Below are 17,537 nucleotides of genomic sequence, written 5' to 3'. Positions count from 1 at the left end.
CCTGTCAGTTCGCCGCCGCGGTCTGCGCGGCGTCGATCGATACGGTTACGTTGTTGATCAGCGCCTTGACCGAAGCGGTCGTGGCGTCGAACACCGGCGCCGGATAGACGCCGTAGAAGATGACCAGGATGATCAGCGGATAGAGCACCACCTTCTCGCGACCCGACAGGTCGAACAGACCCTTCAGGCTTTCCTTGGTCAGCGCGCCGAACACGACGCGGCGGTAGAGCCACAGCGCATAGGCTGCCGACAGGATCACACCGGTTGCCGCAATCAGCGCCACCCAGGTGTTGACCTGGAAGACACCGAACAGCGTCAGAAACTCGCCGACGAAGCCGGAAGTGCCGGGCAGGCCGACATTGGCCATGGTGAAGATCAGGAAGGCCACAGCGTATTTCGGCATGTTGTTGACCAGGCCGCCATAGGCCGCGATCTCGCGGGTATGCATGCGGTCGTAGACGACGCCGACGCAGAGGAACAGCGCGCCCGAGACGAGGCCGTGGCTGAGCATCTGGAAGATAGCGCCCTGAACGCCGGCTTCGTTCATCGCGAAGATGCCCATGGTGACGTAGCCCATGTGGGCGACCGACGAGTAGGCGATCAGCTTCTTGATGTCTTCCTGCATCAGCGCCACCAGCGAGGTGTAGACGATGGCGATTGCCGACATAGCAAACACCAGCGGGGCGAAGAATTCGGAAGCCAGCGGGAACATCGGCAGCGAGAAACGCAGGAAGCCGTAACCGCCCATCTTCAAGAGGATGCCCGCCAGGATGACCGAGCCGGCCGTCGGCGCCTCGACGTGCGCATCCGGCAGCCAGGTATGAACCGGCCACATCGGCATCTTCACCGCGAACGAGGCAAAGAACGCCAGCCACAGCCATGTCTGCATATTGGCCGGGAAGTCATATGCCAGCAGCGTCGGAATGTCGGTCGTACCGGCCTGCCAGAACATCGCCATGACGGCCAGCAGCATCAGCACCGAGCCGAGCAGCGTGAACAGGAAGAACTTGAAGCTGGCATAGACGCGGCGCTTGCCGCCCCAGACGCCGATGATGATGAACATCGGGATCAGGCCAGCTTCGAAGAAGACGTAGAACAGCACGATATCCAGTGCGCAGAACACGCCAATCATCAGCGTTTCCAGGATCAGGAACGCAATCATGTATTCCTTGACGCGCTTCTCCACCGACTCCCAGCTCGCCAGGATGCACAGTGGCATCAGGAAGGTCGTCAGGATGACGAACAGCATCGAAATGCCGTCCACGCCCATGTGGTAAGAGATGCCGGAGTCGAGCCAGGCGGCCTTCTCGACGAACTGGAAACCAGCTTCCGCATTGTCGAAATAGATCCAGATCAGCAACGACACCGCGAAGGTGAACACCGTCGTCAGAAGCGCGACGTTGCGGATATTGCGGCGCGCAGCGTCACCATCGTCCCTGATCAGCAGGATCAGGAGCGCGCCGACCAGCGGCAGAAAGGTGACCAGCGATAGAATGGGAACGCCAGACATCAGAAGGAGCTCCCGAGCATCATCCAGGTAACGAGGGCCGCCACGCCGATCAGCATGGCGAATGCGTAGTGATAGAGGTAACCGGTCTGCAGCTTGACGACGCGGTTGGTAACGTCAACGACGCGCGCCGAGATGCCGTCGGCACCGAAGCCGTCGATCAACCAGCCGTCGCCCTTCTTCCAGAGGAAGCTGCCGAGCCACTTGGCCGGGCGCACGAACAGGAAGTCGTACAGCTCGTCGAAGTACCACTTGTTGAGCAGGAAGGCGTAGAGCCCGCGATGGCGTTCGGCCAGGACCTTCGGCATCTCCGGCGACCGGATGTAGAACAGGTAGGCCATGGCGAACCCGCCGATCATCGCCGCGAACGGTGCCAGCTTCACCCACATCGGCACGCCGTGGAAATCGTGCAGGATGTGGTTGGTGTCGAGCGTGAACAGCGCGCCCTTCCAGAACTCGTTGTAGGCTTCGCCGATAAACTGGTCGTGGAAGACGACGCCCGCCAACAGCGCACCGACAGCCAGGACAAACAGCGGCACCAACATGACCGGCGGCGATTCATGCACATGGTGCATGACGTCGGCGGTGGCGCGCGGCTTGCCGTGGAAGGTCATGAAAATCAGGCGCCACGAGTAGAAGCTGGTGAAGCAGGCAGCGATAACCAGCATGGCGAAAGCGAAGCCCGCGACCGCATTGTGGCCGACGAATGCGCCTTCGATGATGGCATCCTTGGAGAAGAAGCCTGCCGTGCCGATGATCGTCGCCGGGATGCCGACGCCGGTCAGCGCCAGCGTGCCGATGACCATCATCCAGTAGGTGGTCGGGATCAGCTTGCGGAGGCCGCCCATCTTGCGCATGTCCTGCTCGTCGGAGACGGCATGGATCACCGAGCCCGATCCCAGGAACAGCAGCGCCTTGAAGAAGGCATGCGTGAACAGGTGGAAGATCGCCGCCGAGTAGAAGCCCATGCCGAGCGCAACGAACATGTAGCCGAGCTGCGAGCAGGTCGAATAGGCGATGACGCGCTTGATGTCGTTTTGCACCAGGCCAACGGTTGCCGCGAAGATCGCCGTGATCGCGCCGACGAAGGTGACGACGGTGAGCGCGGTGTGCGACAGTTCGAAGACCGGCGACAGACGCGCCAGCATGAACACACCGGCGGTGACCATGGTCGCCGCGTGGATCAGTGCCGACACAGGCGTCGGGCCTTCCATGGCGTCGGGTAGCCAGGTGTGCAGCGGCACCTGCGCCGACTTGCCCATGGCGCCCATGAACAGCAGCAGGCAGACGATGGTCAATGCATTGTGCTTGTCCAGTGCGTAGCCGAGGAAGTTCAGCACGGTGCCACCGTGTTCGGCGGCGCCTTCGGCCGGCAGGTAGGAAGCAGCGCTGGCAAAGATGGTGCTGAATTCGACCGAGCCGAACAGGACGTAGAGGCCGAAAATGCCGAGCAGGAAGCCGAAGTCGCCGACGCGGTTGACAACAAAGGCCTTGATCGCGGCGGCGTTCGCCGACGGCTTCTTGTACCAGAAACCGATCAGCAAGTAGGACGCGAGGCCCACCCCTTCCCAGCCAAAAAACATCTGGACGAGGTTGTCAGACGTCACCAGCATCAGCATGGCGAAGGTGAACAGCGACAGATAGGCAAAGAAGCGCGGCCGATGCGGATCGTGGTGCATGTAGCCGATCGAGTAGATGTGGACCAGCGCCGACACCGTGTTGACCACCACCAGCATGACGGCGGTCAGCGTATCGATGCGCAGAGCCCAGTCGGCCTGCAGTCCGCCGACGTCCAGGAAACGCAACACCGGCACGGTGAAGGCTTCGACGTCGCCCAGGGCCACGGCCACGAAGGCGATCCAGGACAGGACCGCCGATATCACCAGGAAGCCCGAGGTGACGTATTCGGCCGCTTTCGCGCCGATCGAACGGCCGAGCAGGCCGGCGATCAGGAAGCCGAGAAGCGGAAGGAAAACGATGAAGTGGTACATCATTGGCCGATCAGCCCTTCATCATGTTCACGTCTTCGACCGCGATGGAGCCGCGGTTGCGGAAGAAGACGACGAGGATTGCAAGTCCGATCGCCGCTTCGGCGGCGGCAACCGTGAGCACGAACAGCGCGAACACCTGGCCGACGAGATCGCCGAGCTGGGCCGAGAACGCCACGAAGTTGATATTGACCGCGAGCAGGATCAGCTCGACCGACATCAGGATGACGATGACGTTCTTGCGGTTCAGGAAGATACCGAACACGCCGAGCGTGAACAGGACCGCCGAAAGCGTCAGATAATGAGCGATGCCGACAACCATGGTCAGATTCCCTTGCCTGTCTCGACCTTCTTGACCTCGATCGCGGTCGCCGGGGTACGGGCGACCTGGGCCGAGATGTCCTGGCGCTTGACGTTCGGCTTGTGGCGCAGCGTCAGCACGATGGCGCCGATCATGGCGACCAAAAGCACGAGGCCGGCGATCTGGAAGAAATAGATGTAGTCTGTGTACAGAATGTCGCCGAGCGCTGCCGTGTTGTGGCGCGTCGCGATATCGGGCGTCGGCTGCGCAACGGCTGTCGCCAGTTTCGGCGCGAAGGCGTAGCCGCCGGTGACAACGATCAGTTCGGCAGCGAGGATCAGGCCGACAAGCGCGCCGATCGGCGCATATTGCAGCGCGCCCGATTTCAGCTCGGCGAAGTCGACGTCGAGCATCATGACGACGAACAGGAACAGCACCGCCACCGCGCCGACATAAACGACGAGCAGGATCATCGCCAGGAACTCGGCGCCGGTCAAAAGGAACAGGCCCGCCGCGTTGAAGAACGTCAGGATCAGGTAGAGCACCGAGTGAACTGGGTTGCGCGCCGAAATGACCATGAAGGCCGACGCCACCGCGATGAAGGCGAAGAGGTAGAAAAATACCGCTTCAAGTCCGTTGAGCATGGGTTCCCCCGGGTTTCCTTTCGGGCAGCGCGCCTTGTGCGCCCTGCCCTGTTCACGTCCTCGCTCCGCCTCCGAAGCAGGCCGCGCGTTCCTTAGACGAGCCGATTGGGCCCGTCCATTGTTCAGGCATCAGCGATACGGCGAATCCATAGCGATGTTGCGCGCGATTTCGCGCTCCCACCGGTCGCCATTCGCAAGCAGCTTGTCCTTGTCGTAGTACAGCTCCTCGCGCGTTTCCGTCGCGAATTCGAAGTTCGGCCCCTCGACGATGGCGTCGACCGGGCAGGCTTCCTGGCAGAAGCCGCAATAGATGCACTTCACCATGTCGATGTCGTAACGCACCGTGCGGCGGGTGCCGTCGTTGCGGCGCGGGCCGGCTTCGATGGTGATCGCCTGTGCCGGGCAGATCGCCTCGCACAGCTTGCAGGCGATGCAGCGCTCTTCGCCGTTGGGATAGCGGCGCAGCGCATGCTCGCCACGGAAGCGCGGGCTGACCGGGCCCTTTTCATGCGGATAGTTCAGCGTCGCCTTGGGCGCGAAGAACTGGCGCATCGACAGGAAGAAGGCGCCGACGAAGTCCTGCAGCAGCAGCGATTTGGCGGCTTGTGCGAGAGCGGACATCATGCAGCTCCGGTAAGCTTGAGGACGGCGGCGGTGATGACGACCATCGCCAGCGAGATCGGCAGGAACACCTTCCAACCCAGGCGCATCAGCTGGTCGTAGCGGTAGCGCGGCACGAAGGACTTCACCATGGCGAACATGAAGAACACCATGCAGACCTTGAGCACGAACCAGATCACGCCGGGAACCCAGGTGAAGGGTGCGAAGTCGAACGGCGGCAGCCATCCGCCGAGGAACAGGATCGTCGTCAGCGCGCACATCAGCACGATTGCGACATACTCGCCGAGGAAGAACAGCAGGAACGGCGTCGACGAATATTCGATCATGTGACCGGCGACGAGTTCCGACTCGGCTTCGACCAGATCGAAGGGCGGACGGTTGGTCTCGGCCAGCGCCGAGATGAAGAAGATCACGAACATCGGGAACAGGACGAGCCAGTTCCAGTCGAGGAAGGTATTCGGCAGGCCAAGGCGCGTGCCGATGCCGTCGCCCTGCGACAGGACGATGTCGGTGAGATTCAGCGAGCCGACGGTGAGCAGCACGCAGACGATGACGAAGCCGATCGAGACTTCGTAGGACACCATCTGCGCCGCCGAACGCAGCGCGCCGAGGAACGGATATTTCGAGTTCGAGGCCCAGCCGCCCATGATCACGCCATAGACCTCGAGCGAGGAGATGGCGAAGACATAGAGGATGCCGACATTGACGTTGGCGATCGCCCAGCCTTCGCTGACCGGGATCACCGCCCAGGCCGAGATCGCCAGCACCGCCGAGACGACGGGCGCGAGCAGGAACACGCCCTTGTTGGAGCCCGACGGGATGATCGGCTCTTTGAAGACGAACTTCAAAAGATCGGCGAAGGCCTGCAGCAGGCCCCAGGGGCCGACGACGTTCGGGCCGCGGCGCAGCTGGACGGCGGCCCAGATCTTGCGGTCGGCATAGAGGATGTAGGCGACGAAGATCAGCAGGACGACGATCAGGACGACCGACTTCAAGAGGATGATCAACGCCGGCAGGACGTAGAAGGAGAAAAAGGTATCCATGACAGCCTTTACTCCGCCGCCTGCTTGAAGCCGTTCTTGGCCAATGCCGAACATTCGGCCATCACCGCTGACGCGCGAGCGATCGGGTTGGTGAGGTAGAAGTCCTTCACCGCCGAGGTGAAGGCGCCCTTGTTCAGCCGGCCACCAAGCTTGGCGACCTTGGCAATGTCGTCGTTGTCGCCGGCGTCGATCTCGTCGATGCGGCGCAGGTGCGGGAATTCCTGATACAGCTTGGCACGCAGCTGCTGCAGCGAATCGAAGGGCAGCTTGTGGCCAAGCACGTCGGACAGCGCGCGCAGGATCGCCCAGTCTTCCTTGGCCTCGCCCGGCGCGAAGCCGGCACGGCTGGTCTGCTGCACGCGGCCTTCGGTGTTGACATAGGTGCCCGACTTTTCGGTGTAGGCGGCAGCCGGCAGGATGACGTCGGCGCGGTGCGCACCGGTATCGCCATGGGTGCCGATGTAGACCACGAATGCGTTCGCTGCCTTGGCCAGCTCGAGTTCGTCGGCGCCGAGCAGGAACAGCACGTCGCTGTCGCTGAGCATGCCGGCGACGTTCTTGCCGCCCTCGCCCGGCACGAAGCCGACGTCGAGGCCGCCAACGCGGGCAGCTGCGGTATGCAGCACGGCAAAGCCGTTCCAGTCCGGGCGGCTCGCCTTGACAGCAGTCGCGAGCTTCGCCGCCTGGCCGAGCACGGCAGCACCATCGGAGCGCGCAATTGCGCCCTGGCCAACGATGATCAGCGGGTGCGAGGCCTTCTTCAGCACCGAGAAGAACTTGCCATTGCCTTCGGCCAGATCCTTGAGCGTATCCGGGCCTGAGCCGAGCTGTTCGTAGTCGTAGCGGGTGTCGCCGATCTCGCCGATGACGCCGACCGGCACATTGGCTGCACGCCAATGCTTGCGGATACGTGCATTGAGTACCGAAGCCTCGAAGCGCGGGTTGGCGCCGATGATCAGGATGGCGTCGGCCTGCTCGATGCCTTCGATGGTCGGGTTGAAGATATAGCTGGCGCGGCCGAGCGACGGATCGAGCGCTGCACCATCCTGGCGGCAGTCGATGTTCTTCGAGCCGAGCGAGGCGATCAGCTGCTTGAGTGCATACATTTCCTCGACGGTCGCCAGATCGCCGGCGATCGCGCCGATGCGCTCGGCCGAGGTCTTGGCGACGGCATCCTTGATCGCCGTGAACGCCTCTGGCCAGCTCGCCGGAGCGAGCTTGCCACCCTTGCGGACGTAAGGCCGGTCGAGGCGCTGCGTGCGCAGGCCGTCCCAGATGAAGCGGGTCTTGTCGGAGATCCACTCCTCGTTCACCTGCTCGTTGATGCGTGGCATGATGCGCATCACTTCGCGGCCACGCGTGTCGACGCGGATGGCCGAGCCGACGGCGTCCATCACGTCGATGGATTCAGTCTTGGTCAGCTCCCACGGACGTGCCTGGAAGGCGTAGGGCTTGGAGGTCAGCGCGCCGACCGGGCACAGGTCGATGACGTTGCCCTGCAGCTCGGAGGTCATCGCCTGCTCGAGATAGGTGGTGATCTCGGCGTCCTCGCCACGGCCGATCAGGCCGAGCTCGGAGATGCCGGCAACTTCGGTGGTGAAGCGGACGCAGCGCGTGCAGTGGATGCAGCGCGTCATGATCGTCTTGACCAGCGGGCCGATGTACTTGTCTTCGACCGCACGCTTGCTTTCGTTGTAGCGGGAGCCGTCGAGGCCGAAGGCCATCGCCTGGTCCTGCAGATCGCATTCGCCGCCCTGGTCGCAGATCGGGCAATCGAGCGGATGGTTGATCAGCAGGAATTCCATCACGCCTTCGCGGGCCTTCTTGACCATCGGCGTGTTGGTGAAGATTTCGGGCGTCTCGCCGTTCGGCCCGGGACGCAGGTCGCGCACGCCCATGGCGCAGGATGCCGCCGGCTTGGGCGGTCCGCCCTTCACCTCGACAAGGCACATGCGGCAGTTGCCGGCGATCGACAGCCGCTCATGGAAGCAGAAGCGCGGCACTTCCGCGCCCGCCTCTTCCGCCGCCTGCAGCAGCGTATAGTGGTCGGGTACCGAAATCTCTTTCCCGTCGACCTTAAGCTTTGCCATAGCGCCTCAAATCCCGCGGATGATCCGCATTCCGTCCTGCAAGGGGCGCGGCCAGCGCTGCGCCCCGAAATCCACAATTCAAGCGGCTCAGTTGCCGCCGGCAAGCGTTGCCGCCTGCCCTATCCAATCATCACGACCGATCCGACCCTTGAAGCCGAGATAGTCGTCGGCCCAGGCCACCTCTTCCGCCGTCCAGCCGGCGATCTGGCCATAGGTCCAGATACCGAGACCATTCAGCACCTGCTCCAGCTTCGGGCCGATGCCCGAAATGGCCTTGAGATCGTCAGGCGTCTCAGGCCTTTCGATCGATGCAGGCTGCCTGAAATCCTCAGGCTGAAGCCCCACCGGAGCTTCTTCAAAGACAGCGGTCTCGATGACCGCCGGTTCGACCGTGGCGCCAACCGCAGGCTTCGCCTCGGCCTGCTCCAGCTTGCGCGCCAGGGTCTTGACCTCGGCGATCAGCGACGCCGTTTCATCGTCCCCGCGCCTGACGACCTTCGTACCCGTGGGCGCGAAGCTCGCCACGTCGCCGGCATAGTCGGCAAAGGGCGACAGCAGGCGTTGCGCGACTTCCGATGCGCCCGACACGGCTCCCATCCAGACGCCCATGGCGTGACTGGCGAGACCAACGCCGAGAGCCGAAGCAGCGGCGAAACCTGCGGCGGGATGCACCATGAGGTTCGCCGATCCGGCAAACTCCTTGGGCAGCATCGCCACGAAGTCCCTGTTCATCTGCTCCAAACGTTCCATTTCAGGCACTGCATTCTTGGGAAAGGGAAATGTCGACATTGATAGCTCCTTGTCGCCTTCGCCGTTCGCCTCTGCCTCGTCGTTTCCTGTTTCGGACCTTTGGCCCGCACTTTCTGACTTAACCCTTACTCAGCCGCCACCAACACCGGCTCGCTGCGGTGCGCATTGCGCGAGAACTCGTCGATGCGCCGCTCGATTTCCGGGCGGAAGTTGCGGATCAGGCCCTGGATCGGCCATGCCGCCGCATCACCCAGCGCACAGATCGTGTGACCTTCAATCTGCTTGGTGACGTCGAGCAGCATGTCGATCTCGCGCTTGTGCGCTTCGCCGCGCACCAGGCGCTCCATGACGCGCCACATCCAGCCCGTGCCTTCGCGGCACGGCGTGCACTGACCGCAGCTCTCATGCTTGAAGAAGTAGCTGAGACGCGCGATCGCCTTCACGACATCGGTCGACTTGTCCATGACGATCACGGCAGCCGTGCCGAAGGACGACTTGCGCTCGCGCAGGCCGTCGAAATCCATCGGGCAGTCGATGATGTCCTCGGCCTTGACCAATGGGCAGGACGCGCCGCCAGGAATGACGGCAAGCAAATTGTCCCAGCCGCCGCGGATGCCGCCACCGTGCTTTTCGACCAGCTCGCGGAAGCTGATGCCCATGGCCTCTTCGACCGTGCAGGGTGTGTTGACGTGACCGACCAGCATGAACAGCTTGGTGCCGACATTGTTCGGGCGGCCGATGCCGGAGAACCAGGCCGCACCACGGCGCAGGATGGTCGGCGCGACGGCGATCGACTCGACGTTGTTGACCGTCGTCGGGCAACCATAGAGGCCGACATTTGCCGGGAACGGCGGCTTCAGGCGCGGCTGGCCCTTCTTGCCCTCGAGGCTTTCCAGCAGCGCGGTTTCTTCGCCACAGATATAGGCGCCGGCACCGTGATGGACATAGATCTCGAAGTCGTAGCCGTTCTTGTTGTTCTTGCCGATCAGCTTGGCGTCATAGGCCTCGTCGATGGCGCGCTGCAGCGCTTCGCGCTCGCGGATGAACTCGCCGCGCACATAGATGTAGGCCGCAACCGCACCCATGGCGAAACCGGCCAGCAGGCAGCCCTCGACCAGCGTGTGCGGGTCATGGCGCAGGATGTCGCGGTCCTTGCAGGTGCCCGGCTCGGATTCGTCGGCGTTGACGACGAGGTAGGACGGACGGCCATCCGGGTTGCTCTTGGGCATGAACGACCACTTGAGACCCGTCGGGAAGCCGGCGCCGCCGCGGCCACGCAGGCCCGACGCCTTCATCTCGTTGATGATCCACTCACGGCCCTTCTCGATGATGCCGGCGGTGCCATCCCAGGCGCCACGCGACATCGCGCCGGCCAGCGACTGGTCGAAGCGGCCATAGATGTTGGTGAAGATGCGATCCTTGTCTTCAAGCATGCTCTTGCTCCTCAGACCGGCTTCTTGCCGAAGACGCGGACGTATTCGGCCACACCGCCCTTGGCGAGCGCCTTGGCCTGCTTGACCCAGTCGTCACGCTCGATGCGGCCCTTGAAATTCAGGTAACCGTCGACCCAATCGCGCTCGGCCTTCTTCCAGGAAGCGACCTGGCCGAAGGTGAAGATACCGAGCTCGTGCAACGTGCCCTCGATCTTCGGGCCGACACCCGAGATCAGCGTGAGGTCGTCGACGGCAGCCGGCTTGGCGATGCCGGCCGGACGGTTCTTGTCTTCGAGCGACGGCTTGGCCGCAGCTGCTGCCTTGGGCGCTGCAACACTTGCTGCCTTCTCGGCTGCGGGTGCTGCCTTGACCTTCGACGGCGACTTGACGGCCGGGCTGGTCTCGATCGCGTCGGTCTTCGGCTTGGCGGCGTTCGACGGCGGAACGGCCGTTCCGACGGCGGCGGCCTTGGCGGCCTTTGCCGCGGCCTTGGCAGCCTTGTCGCGGGTCGTCTTGAGCACGCCCTTCTCGTCGGCCAGCGAGGTCAAGCCTGTCAGCGGCGCGGAAAACACGCGGCCGGTCTGCGGTCCGGTCTTGACCTGCGCGCCCTTGCCAGCCTCGAACTGGTCGATGATCTCGCCCAGGCGTTCCGGCGTCAGGTCCTCGTAGGTGTCCTTGAAGATCATGACCATCGGTGCGTTGACGCAGGCGCCAAGGCACTCGACTTCCTCCCACGACAGCGTTCCCGCCTCGTTGGTGTGGAACTGGTCGTGATGGATCTTCGAGCGGCAGACGTCCATCAGCTCTTCCGAGCCGCGCAGCATGCAGGGCGTGGTGCCGCAGACCTGGATGTGGGCGCGCGTGCCGACCGGCTTGAGCTGGAACTGCGTGTAGAAGGTCGCGACTTCGAGCGCACGGATATAAGGCATGGCAAGCATGTCGGCGACATGCTCGATGGCAGCCTTGGTCACCCAGCCGTCCTGCTCCTGCGCCAGCATCAGCAGCGGGATGACGGCCGACTGTTCGCGGCCCTTGGGATACTTCTTGATCCAGGTCTTGGCTTGCGCCGTGAACGCCTTGTTGAAGGCGAATGACGCTGGCTGGACGCTGGCTTCTGCGAGACGGCGGACTGACATTTAGCGGTCGACCTCACCAAACACGATGTCGAGGGAGCCGAGAACGGCCGAGATATCCGCCAGCATGTGGCCGCGGCACAGGAAATCCATTGCCTGGAGATGGGCGAAGCCCGGTGCGCGCAGCTTGCAGCGGTAAGGCTTGTTGGTGCCGTCGGAGACCAGGAAGACGCCGAATTCGCCCTTAGGCGCCTCGACGGCTGCATAAACCTCGCCAGCCGGCACACGATAGCCTTCGGTGTAGAGCTTGAAGTGATGGATCAGCGATTCCATCGAACGCTTCATCGCCTGGCGCTTCGGCGGAACCACCTTGCCGTCCACGTTTGACACGGGACCGGTCGCTTCCTTGCCGAGCAGCAGATCGACGCACTGGCGCATGATCTTCGCCGACTGGCGCATCTCTTCCATGCGGATCAGGTAGCGGTCGTAGCAGTCGCCGTTCTTGCCGATCGGAATGTCGAATTCCATCTCCGAATAGCATTCGTAGGGCTGGCTCTTGCGCAGGTCCCAGGCAGCGCCCGAACCGCGCACCATGACGCCCGAGAAACCCCAGGCCCATGCGTCGTCGAGCGACACCACGCCGATGTCGACGTTGCGCTGCTTGAAGATGCGGTTCGGCGTCAGAAGGTCGTCGAGATTCTGCACGGTCTGCAGGAACGGATCGATCCACTTGCCGATGTCTTCGACCAGCTTCTGCGGCAGGTCCTGGTGGACACCACCCGGACGGAAATAGGCCGCGTGCATGCGCGCGCCGCAGGCGCGCTCATAAAACACCATCAGCTTTTCGCGCTCTTCGAAGCCCCACAGCGGTGGGGTCAGCGCGCCGACGTCCATCGCCTGCGTGGTGACGTTGAGCAGGTGCGACAGGATGCGGCCGATCTCGGAATAGAGCACGCGGATGATCTGGCCACGCTTCGGCACTTCGAGGCCGAGCAGGCGCTCGACCGCGAGCGCAAAGGCATGCTCCTGGTTCATCGGCGCGACATAGTCGAGGCGATCGAAATAGGGCACGGCCTGCAGATAGGTCTTCTGCTCAATCAGCTTTTCGGTGCCGCGATGCAAAAGGCCGATATGCGGATCGACGCGGTCGACGACTTCGCCGTCGAGCTCGAGCACCAGCCGCAGCACGCCGTGTGCCGCCGGATGCTGCGGGCCGAAATTGATGTTGAAGTTGCGGACGGAGGTTTCAGCCATTTCGGCGCCTCAATTCGTCTTGGCTTTTTCGTCACCCGGCAGCACGTATTCGGTGCCTTCCCAGGGAGACAAAAAGTCGAAATTGCGGAATTCCTGCTTGAGCTCGACCGGCTCGTAGACGACACGCTTCTGCTCGTCGTCGTAGCGAACCTCGACGAAGCCGGTGAGCGGAAAGTCCTTGCGCAGCGGGTGACCTTCGAAACCGTAGTCGGTCAAAAGTCGGCGCAGGTCGGGATGGCCCGAAAACAGGATGCCGTACATGTCATAGGCTTCGCGCTCGAACCAGTCGGCACCCGGATAGACCGAGGTGATCGACGGAACCGGCGTGTCCTCGTCGGTGGCGACCTTGACGCGGATGCGCAGGTTCTGGCGCGGCGACATCAGATGATAGACGACATCGAAACGCTTGCGACGCTGCGGGTAGTCGACACCGGCAGCATCGATGAAGGAGACGAACTGGCACTGCACATCGCTGCGCAGGAAGGTCATCACGTCGACGATGTCGGCGGCCTTCACCGTCAGCGTCAGCTCGCCATAGGCGACGACGCTTTCTTCGATGTCCGCATCGAGCTTTTCCGCAATGTACGCGGCAAGGTCGTTCAGGGCTTCACTCATCTGGGATCACCGCTCGATCGTGCCGGTGCGGCGGATCTTCTTCTGGAGAAGAAGGATGCCGTAGAGAAGTGCTTCGGCGGTCGGAGGACAGCCGGGCACATAGATGTCGACGGGCACGACGCGATCGCAGCCGCGCACCACCGAATAGGAATAGTGATAGTAGCCGCCGCCATTGGCGCACGAGCCCATCGAGATGACGTAGCGCGGTTCCGGCATCTGGTCGTAGACCTTGCGCAGCGCCGGCGCCATCTTGTTGGTCAGCGTGCCGGCGACGATCATCACGTCCGACTGGCGCGGTGAGGCGCGCGGCGCGATGCCGAAGCGCTCGGCGTCATAACGCGGCATCGAGATGTGCATCATCTCGACGGCGCAGCAGGCCAGACCAAAGGTCATCCACATCAGCGAACCGGTACGCGCCCAGGTAATCAGCGCTTCGGACGAGGTGACGAGGAAACCCTTGTCGGACAATTCGTTGTTCAGCTCGCCGAAGAATGCGTCGTCTGAACCGATGGGCTTGCCGGTGTTCGGATCGATGATGCCTTTCGGCTTCGGCGCGATCAGGGTGCCGGAGGCGTCGTTCAATCCCATTCCAGCGCTCCCTTTTTCCACTCATAGACAAAGCCGATGGTCAGCACGGCAAGGAAGATCATCATCGACCAGAAGCCGAGCATGCCGATCTCGCCGAAGGACACCGCCCACGGGAACAGGAACGCCACTTCGAGATCGAAGATGATGAACAGGATGGAGACCAGATAGAAGCGGATGTCGAACTTCATGCGGGCGTCGTCAAACGAGTTGAAGCCGCACTCATAGGCTGAAAGCTTTTCCGGATCCGGACTGCGGTAGGCCACAAGGAAAGGCGCCACGATAAGCGCAATGCCGACAATAAGCGCCACACCGATAAAAATGACGATGGGCAGATACGAACTCAGGAGAGCGTTCATGCTGCGAATTCCGTTGGTGGCCTATCCACCCAGATTTACAGCACGGGGTCCGTTTCCGGAAGCGCGACAGATTCTCGCCGAGCCGGACGAAACGGTCGTGCTGCAATGCGGCGACGGTTAGCGCAGCCGGTCGGTCGAAGCAAGTCCAACCTTGGCCAAAACGTGGCAAAGCACGCTGCTGGCCCAAAATCCTGCGCGTGTGGCTCCCCTTTGATTTCCTTCGTTTTTTACTCAAGTTTACGCTCCTGACAAGACCGGAACCCCAGTTCTGCTAGCATTTGCAGCAAAGGTCGATTCTCGTGCCCTTGCGTCACTCCTCAAGAGACTGCGATAGCTTGCCGCAATGAAGGAAAAACTCTCACTCGCCACGGCCCGCCGCATCGCATTGGCGGCCCAGGGATTTGCCGACCCGCGCCCCACCGGCGCGATCACGCGGCGTCACCTGCAGCGCGTGCTCGACCGCACCGGCCTGCTGCAGATCGACTCGGTCAGCGCCGTCGTGCGCGCCCACTACATGCCGCTCTATTCGCGACTAGGCTCCTACCCCATGGCCCTGCTCGACGACGCCATGGCTCCGAAGAAGCGCATGCTGTTCGAATACTGGGCGCATGAAGCGTCGCTGCTGCCGCTGGAGACCTTTCCGTTGTTGCGCTGGCGCATGGCGCGGGCCGAGGACGGGATGTATGGCGGGCTTGCCAAGTTCGGCCGTGCCAACAGGCCCTATATAGAAGAGATCTTTCGCCAGGTGGTCGACCGCGGTCCGATCGCCGCTTCCGACATCGAGGGCGCCAAGGGTTCCGGCGGCTGGTGGGGCTGGAGCCAGGAAAAGCATGCCTTCGAATGGCTGTTCTGGGCCGGTCGCATCACCACCCATTCGCGGCGTGGCTTCGAACGCCTCTACGATCTGCCTGAGCGCGTGCTCCCGGCCGGCATATACGACCGTCCAGTTCCCCAGGCCGAGGATGCGCATCGCGATCTCTTGCGAATCTCCGCCCGCGCCCATGGCATCGCCACCGGCATCTGCCTGCGCGACTATTTCCGCCTGTCGCCAGCCGACATGAAAGGCCGGCTCGAAGAGCTGGTCGAGACCGGCGAACTGATTCCCGTCCGCGTCGAAGGCTGGGACCGGCAGGCCTATCTCCACGCCGATGCGCGCATTCCGCGCAAGATCCAGGCACGCGCCCTGCTTGCGCCCTTCGATCCGCTCGTCTTCGAGCGCACCCGTGCCGAGCAACTGTTCGACTTCCGCTACCGCATCGAAATCTACACCCCGGCTGAGAAGCGCCAGTACGGCTACTACGTCCTGCCCTTCCTTCTGGGCGAGCGCATCGTCGCCCGCATCGACCTGAAGGCCGACCGACCGGCGGGTATCCTGCGCGTCCACGCCGCCTATGCAGAGCCCTGTGCGCCACCGGAAAGCGCAGCCGAACTTTACGAAGAACTCCAGCAGATGCGCGACTGGCTCGGCCTCGAAAGCATCGAGGTGACGCCCGCGGGCGATCTCGGACCCGGCCTGAGCGACATTGCGGGTCGCTCCGCCTCGTTGACTCCACCCCTCGCGAAAGCCTAAATCGCCCACAGACGGTCCTTCGCCCGCAACGGCGAAGGCTAAGAGGGAATGCGGTGCGCGCCGGTGGCGTCAAATCCGCGGCTGTCCCCGCAACTGTGAGCGAAGAGCCAAGCTCGAAGACCACTGGGATTTTCCCGGGAAGGCGAGCGAAGGCGAAGATCCGCAAGCCAGGAGACCTGCCGTCGCAGACATTGATCCGATCGCCTGGCGGGTGCCCCGGGCAAGGAGCCTGGATTTGGACTTCGACGACAACCTTCCGGTCGCATCAGCCGACGCATCCTGCGATGCAGTCGACGCGCGCCCATGCGACGTGACCATCCTCGTCTGCTCATCCTGCCGCGACGAAACCGGCTCCGACGCCCATCCACGCGCCGGCGCCCAGCTTGCCGAGCACGCCCGCCTCGCCGCCAATGGCGAGATCGCCGTGCGCAGCGTCGAGTGCCTGGGCAACTGCAAGCGCCGCCTTAGCGCCGCCCTGATCCGCGACGGCGCGTGGAGCTACGTCTTCGGCGATCTCAACACCATGTCGGGCGACGATCTCGTCGCCGGCGCAAGACTCTTCGCCACCTCGACCGACGGCCTGATCCCCTGGCGCGGCCGTCCCGATAGCCTCAAGCGCGGCCTCGTCGCGCGCATCCCACCACTTGCTCTCATCAAGGAAGACACATGACCGCCTCCCTCGAACGCGTTCCCTGCACCGTCGTCACCGGCTTTCTCGGCGCCGGCAAGACCACGCTGCTGCGCAACATCCTCGAGAACTCCAAGGGCAAGCGCCTCGCCATCATCGTCAACGAGTTCGGCGATGTCGGCATCGACGGCGAGATTCTCAAGGGCTGCGGCGTCGATGCCTGCCCGGAGGAAAACATCGTCCAACTGGCCAATGGCTGCATCTGCTGCACCGTCGCCGACGACTTTGTCCCTGCCCTCGACCAAATTCTGTCGCTTACACCGAGGGTTGACCACATCCTGATCGAGACCTCGGGCCTGGCGCTGCCCAAGCCGCTGGTCCAGGCCTTCCAGTGGCCAACGGTCAAGAGCCGCGTGACGGTCGACGGCGTCATCGCCGTGGTCGACGGCCCTGCGCTGGCCGCAGGTAAAGTTGCCTCCGACATGGAAGCGCTCGCCGCCCAGCGCAGTGCGGACGATTCGCTCGACCACGACGACCCGGTCGAGGAAGTGTTCGAGGATCAGGTCGCCTGCGCCGATCTCATCGTCCTGTCCAAGAGCGACCTGCTCGACGAAGCCGGCCACGCCCGCGCCACCGCCATCGTGCGCGAGCACCTGGCACGCGCCGTCAAGATCGTACCCTCGGCGCATGGCAAGGTCGATCCGTCGGTTCTGCTCGGCCTCGGCCTCGCCGTCGAGGACGACATCGAAAACCGCAAGACCCATCACGACGGGGCGTTCGACCACGAGCATGACGACTTCGATACCTTCGTCATCGAGATCCCGTCGATCGCCAACCCCGACGAACTGGCGAAACGCGTCGCCACCGCCGCCGAAGAAGAGAACGTGTTGCGTGTAAAGGGCTTCGTCGACGTCGGCGGCAAGCCGATGCGGCTGCTCGTGCAGGCCGTCGGACCGCGCGTCAACCACTATTATGACCGTGCCTGGACCGCAGAGGACGACCGCCGCTCGCGCCTGGTCGTGATCGGCCTCAAGGGTCTCGACCGCCCGGCCATCGAGCGTATCCTGGTCGGCTGA

General features: G+C 63.2%; 17 protein-coding genes and 1 riboswitch. Of the genes, 3 read left to right on the top strand and 14 right to left on the bottom strand.

Translation table 11 applies throughout. From position 1 onward, the window contains the following. Window positions 1-4: 4 nt before the first annotated feature. The 14 genes from H5P29_RS15360 to H5P29_RS15295 all read right to left on the bottom strand — a co-directional run bounded on the left by H5P29_RS15360 (window position 5) and on the right by H5P29_RS15295 (window position 14,263). Window positions 5-1,510 (bottom strand): NADH-quinone oxidoreductase subunit M, encoded by a 1,506-nt coding sequence (locus tag H5P29_RS15360; protein WP_067960757.1) that lies wholly within the window; start codon window positions 1,508-1,510, stop codon window positions 5-7. Beyond that, on the bottom strand, window positions 1,510-3,498 hold the full coding sequence (gene nuoL, locus H5P29_RS15355; protein WP_154384209.1) for an NADH-quinone oxidoreductase subunit L: 1,989 nt from the start codon (window positions 3,496-3,498) through the stop codon (window positions 1,510-1,512). The genes H5P29_RS15360 and nuoL overlap by 1 nt, the downstream gene beginning before the upstream one ends. A gap of 10 nt (window positions 3,499-3,508) precedes the next feature. Next, entirely contained in the window at window positions 3,509-3,817 is a 309-nt protein-coding gene (gene nuoK, locus H5P29_RS15350) for an NADH-quinone oxidoreductase subunit NuoK (RefSeq protein ID WP_067960754.1), read from the bottom strand. A 2-nt stretch (window positions 3,818-3,819) separates the two neighbouring features. Continuing rightward, entirely contained in the window at window positions 3,820-4,440 is a 621-nt protein-coding gene (locus H5P29_RS15345; protein WP_067960751.1) for an NADH-quinone oxidoreductase subunit J, read from the bottom strand. A gap of 129 nt (window positions 4,441-4,569) precedes the next feature. Then, entirely contained in the window at window positions 4,570-5,061 is a 492-nt protein-coding gene (gene nuoI / locus H5P29_RS15340; protein ID WP_055970601.1) for an NADH-quinone oxidoreductase subunit NuoI, read from the bottom strand. Then, window positions 5,061-6,104 (bottom strand): NADH-quinone oxidoreductase subunit NuoH, encoded by a 1,044-nt coding sequence (gene nuoH / locus H5P29_RS15335; protein WP_067960748.1) that lies wholly within the window; start codon window positions 6,102-6,104, stop codon window positions 5,061-5,063. The genes nuoI and nuoH overlap by 1 nt, the downstream gene beginning before the upstream one ends. A gap of 8 nt (window positions 6,105-6,112) precedes the next feature. Then, window positions 6,113-8,194, bottom strand: coding sequence for an NADH-quinone oxidoreductase subunit NuoG (gene nuoG / locus H5P29_RS15330; protein WP_154383888.1), 2,082 nt, complete (start codon window positions 8,192-8,194; stop codon window positions 6,113-6,115). Window positions 8,195-8,281: 87 nt separating this feature from the next. Continuing rightward, window positions 8,282-8,983 (bottom strand): NADH-ubiquinone dehydrogenase, encoded by a 702-nt coding sequence (locus H5P29_RS15325; protein ID WP_246340548.1) that lies wholly within the window; start codon window positions 8,981-8,983, stop codon window positions 8,282-8,284. Between the two features lie 86 nt (window positions 8,984-9,069). Continuing rightward, window positions 9,070-10,377 carry an NADH-quinone oxidoreductase subunit NuoF gene (gene nuoF, locus H5P29_RS15320; protein ID WP_154383887.1) on the bottom strand — a complete coding sequence of 436 codons (1,308 nt, stop codon included), beginning with the start codon at window positions 10,375-10,377 and terminating at the stop codon, window positions 9,070-9,072. A gap of 11 nt (window positions 10,378-10,388) precedes the next feature. Continuing rightward, window positions 10,389-11,513: an NADH-quinone oxidoreductase subunit E gene (locus H5P29_RS15315; protein WP_154383886.1), complete on the bottom strand. Its 1,125-nt coding sequence runs from the start codon at window positions 11,511-11,513 to the stop codon at window positions 10,389-10,391. After that, on the bottom strand, window positions 11,514-12,704 hold the full coding sequence (locus H5P29_RS15310) for an NADH-quinone oxidoreductase subunit D (RefSeq protein ID WP_067960709.1): 1,191 nt from the start codon (window positions 12,702-12,704) through the stop codon (window positions 11,514-11,516). It abuts the gene before it with no gap. A gap of 9 nt (window positions 12,705-12,713) precedes the next feature. Next, the gene (locus H5P29_RS15305) at window positions 12,714-13,319 is read right to left on the bottom strand and encodes an NADH-quinone oxidoreductase subunit C (protein WP_067960706.1); all 606 of its coding nucleotides are present in this window, start codon (window positions 13,317-13,319) and stop codon (window positions 12,714-12,716) included. A gap of 6 nt (window positions 13,320-13,325) precedes the next feature. After that, entirely contained in the window at window positions 13,326-13,907 is a 582-nt protein-coding gene (locus H5P29_RS15300; protein WP_067960703.1) for an NADH-quinone oxidoreductase subunit B family protein, read from the bottom strand. After that, window positions 13,898-14,263, bottom strand: coding sequence for an NADH-quinone oxidoreductase subunit A (locus H5P29_RS15295; RefSeq protein WP_067960700.1), 366 nt, complete (start codon window positions 14,261-14,263; stop codon window positions 13,898-13,900). Before H5P29_RS15295 ends, H5P29_RS15300 begins: the two co-directional genes overlap by 10 nt. Window positions 14,264-14,606: 343 nt before the next feature. On the opposite strand from H5P29_RS15295, the gene H5P29_RS15290 reads away from it, so the two are divergent. The 3 genes from H5P29_RS15290 (at window position 14,607) to cobW (ending at window position 17,537) form a co-directional block, all read left to right on the top strand. Further along, window positions 14,607-15,833, top strand: a complete 1,227-nt coding sequence (locus H5P29_RS15290; protein ID WP_154383885.1) for a winged helix-turn-helix domain-containing protein — start codon at window positions 14,607-14,609, stop codon at window positions 15,831-15,833. Continuing rightward, window positions 15,829-16,032: riboswitch (cobalamin riboswitch) on the top strand. Its footprint overlaps the gene before it by 5 nt. A 36-nt stretch (window positions 16,033-16,068) precedes the next feature. Continuing rightward, window positions 16,069-16,503: a DUF1636 family protein gene (locus tag H5P29_RS15285; protein WP_246670674.1), complete on the top strand. Its 435-nt coding sequence runs from the start codon at window positions 16,069-16,071 to the stop codon at window positions 16,501-16,503. Beyond that, entirely contained in the window at window positions 16,500-17,537 is a 1,038-nt protein-coding gene (gene cobW / locus H5P29_RS15280; protein WP_154383884.1) for a cobalamin biosynthesis protein CobW, read from the top strand. The genes H5P29_RS15285 and cobW overlap by 4 nt, the downstream gene beginning before the upstream one ends.

The sequence above is a fragment of the Aminobacter sp. MDW-2 genome (assembly GCF_014250155.1).
Lineage (GTDB): Bacteria > Pseudomonadota > Alphaproteobacteria > Rhizobiales > Rhizobiaceae > Aminobacter > Aminobacter ciceronei.
This window is presented reverse-complemented; position numbering and strand designations above follow the sequence as displayed.

Coding starts and splice junctions, on each gene's coding strand:
- H5P29_RS15360 (WP_067960757.1), bottom strand. CDS start 1,510: ATGTCTGGCGTTCCCATTCTATCGCTGGTCACCTTTCTGCCGCTGGTC.
- nuoL (WP_154384209.1), bottom strand. CDS start 3,498: ATGTACCACTTCATCGTTTTCCTTCCGCTTCTCGGCTTCCTGATCGCC.
- nuoK (WP_067960754.1), bottom strand. CDS start 3,817: ATGGTTGTCGGCATCGCTCATTATCTGACGCTTTCGGCGGTCCTGTTC.
- H5P29_RS15345 (WP_067960751.1), bottom strand. CDS start 4,440: ATGCTCAACGGACTTGAAGCGGTATTTTTCTACCTCTTCGCCTTCATC.
- nuoI (WP_055970601.1), bottom strand. CDS start 5,061: ATGTCCGCTCTCGCACAAGCCGCCAAATCGCTGCTGCTGCAGGACTTC.
- nuoH (WP_067960748.1), bottom strand. CDS start 6,104: ATGGATACCTTTTTCTCCTTCTACGTCCTGCCGGCGTTGATCATCCTC.
- nuoG (WP_154383888.1), bottom strand. CDS start 8,194: ATGGCAAAGCTTAAGGTCGACGGGAAAGAGATTTCGGTACCCGACCAC.
- H5P29_RS15325 (WP_246340548.1), bottom strand. CDS start 8,983: ATGTCGACATTTCCCTTTCCCAAGAATGCAGTGCCTGAAATGGAACGT.
- nuoF (WP_154383887.1), bottom strand. CDS start 10,377: ATGCTTGAAGACAAGGATCGCATCTTCACCAACATCTATGGCCGCTTC.
- H5P29_RS15315 (WP_154383886.1), bottom strand. CDS start 11,513: ATGTCAGTCCGCCGTCTCGCAGAAGCCAGCGTCCAGCCAGCGTCATTC.
- H5P29_RS15310 (WP_067960709.1), bottom strand. CDS start 12,704: ATGGCTGAAACCTCCGTCCGCAACTTCAACATCAATTTCGGCCCGCAG.
- H5P29_RS15305 (WP_067960706.1), bottom strand. CDS start 13,319: ATGAGTGAAGCCCTGAACGACCTTGCCGCGTACATTGCGGAAAAGCTC.
- H5P29_RS15300 (WP_067960703.1), bottom strand. CDS start 13,907: ATGGGATTGAACGACGCCTCCGGCACCCTGATCGCGCCGAAGCCGAAA.
- H5P29_RS15295 (WP_067960700.1), bottom strand. CDS start 14,263: ATGAACGCTCTCCTGAGTTCGTATCTGCCCATCGTCATTTTTATCGGT.
- H5P29_RS15290 (WP_154383885.1), top strand. CDS start 14,607: ATGAAGGAAAAACTCTCACTCGCCACGGCCCGCCGCATCGCATTGGCG.
- cobW (WP_154383884.1), top strand. CDS start 16,500: ATGACCGCCTCCCTCGAACGCGTTCCCTGCACCGTCGTCACCGGCTTT.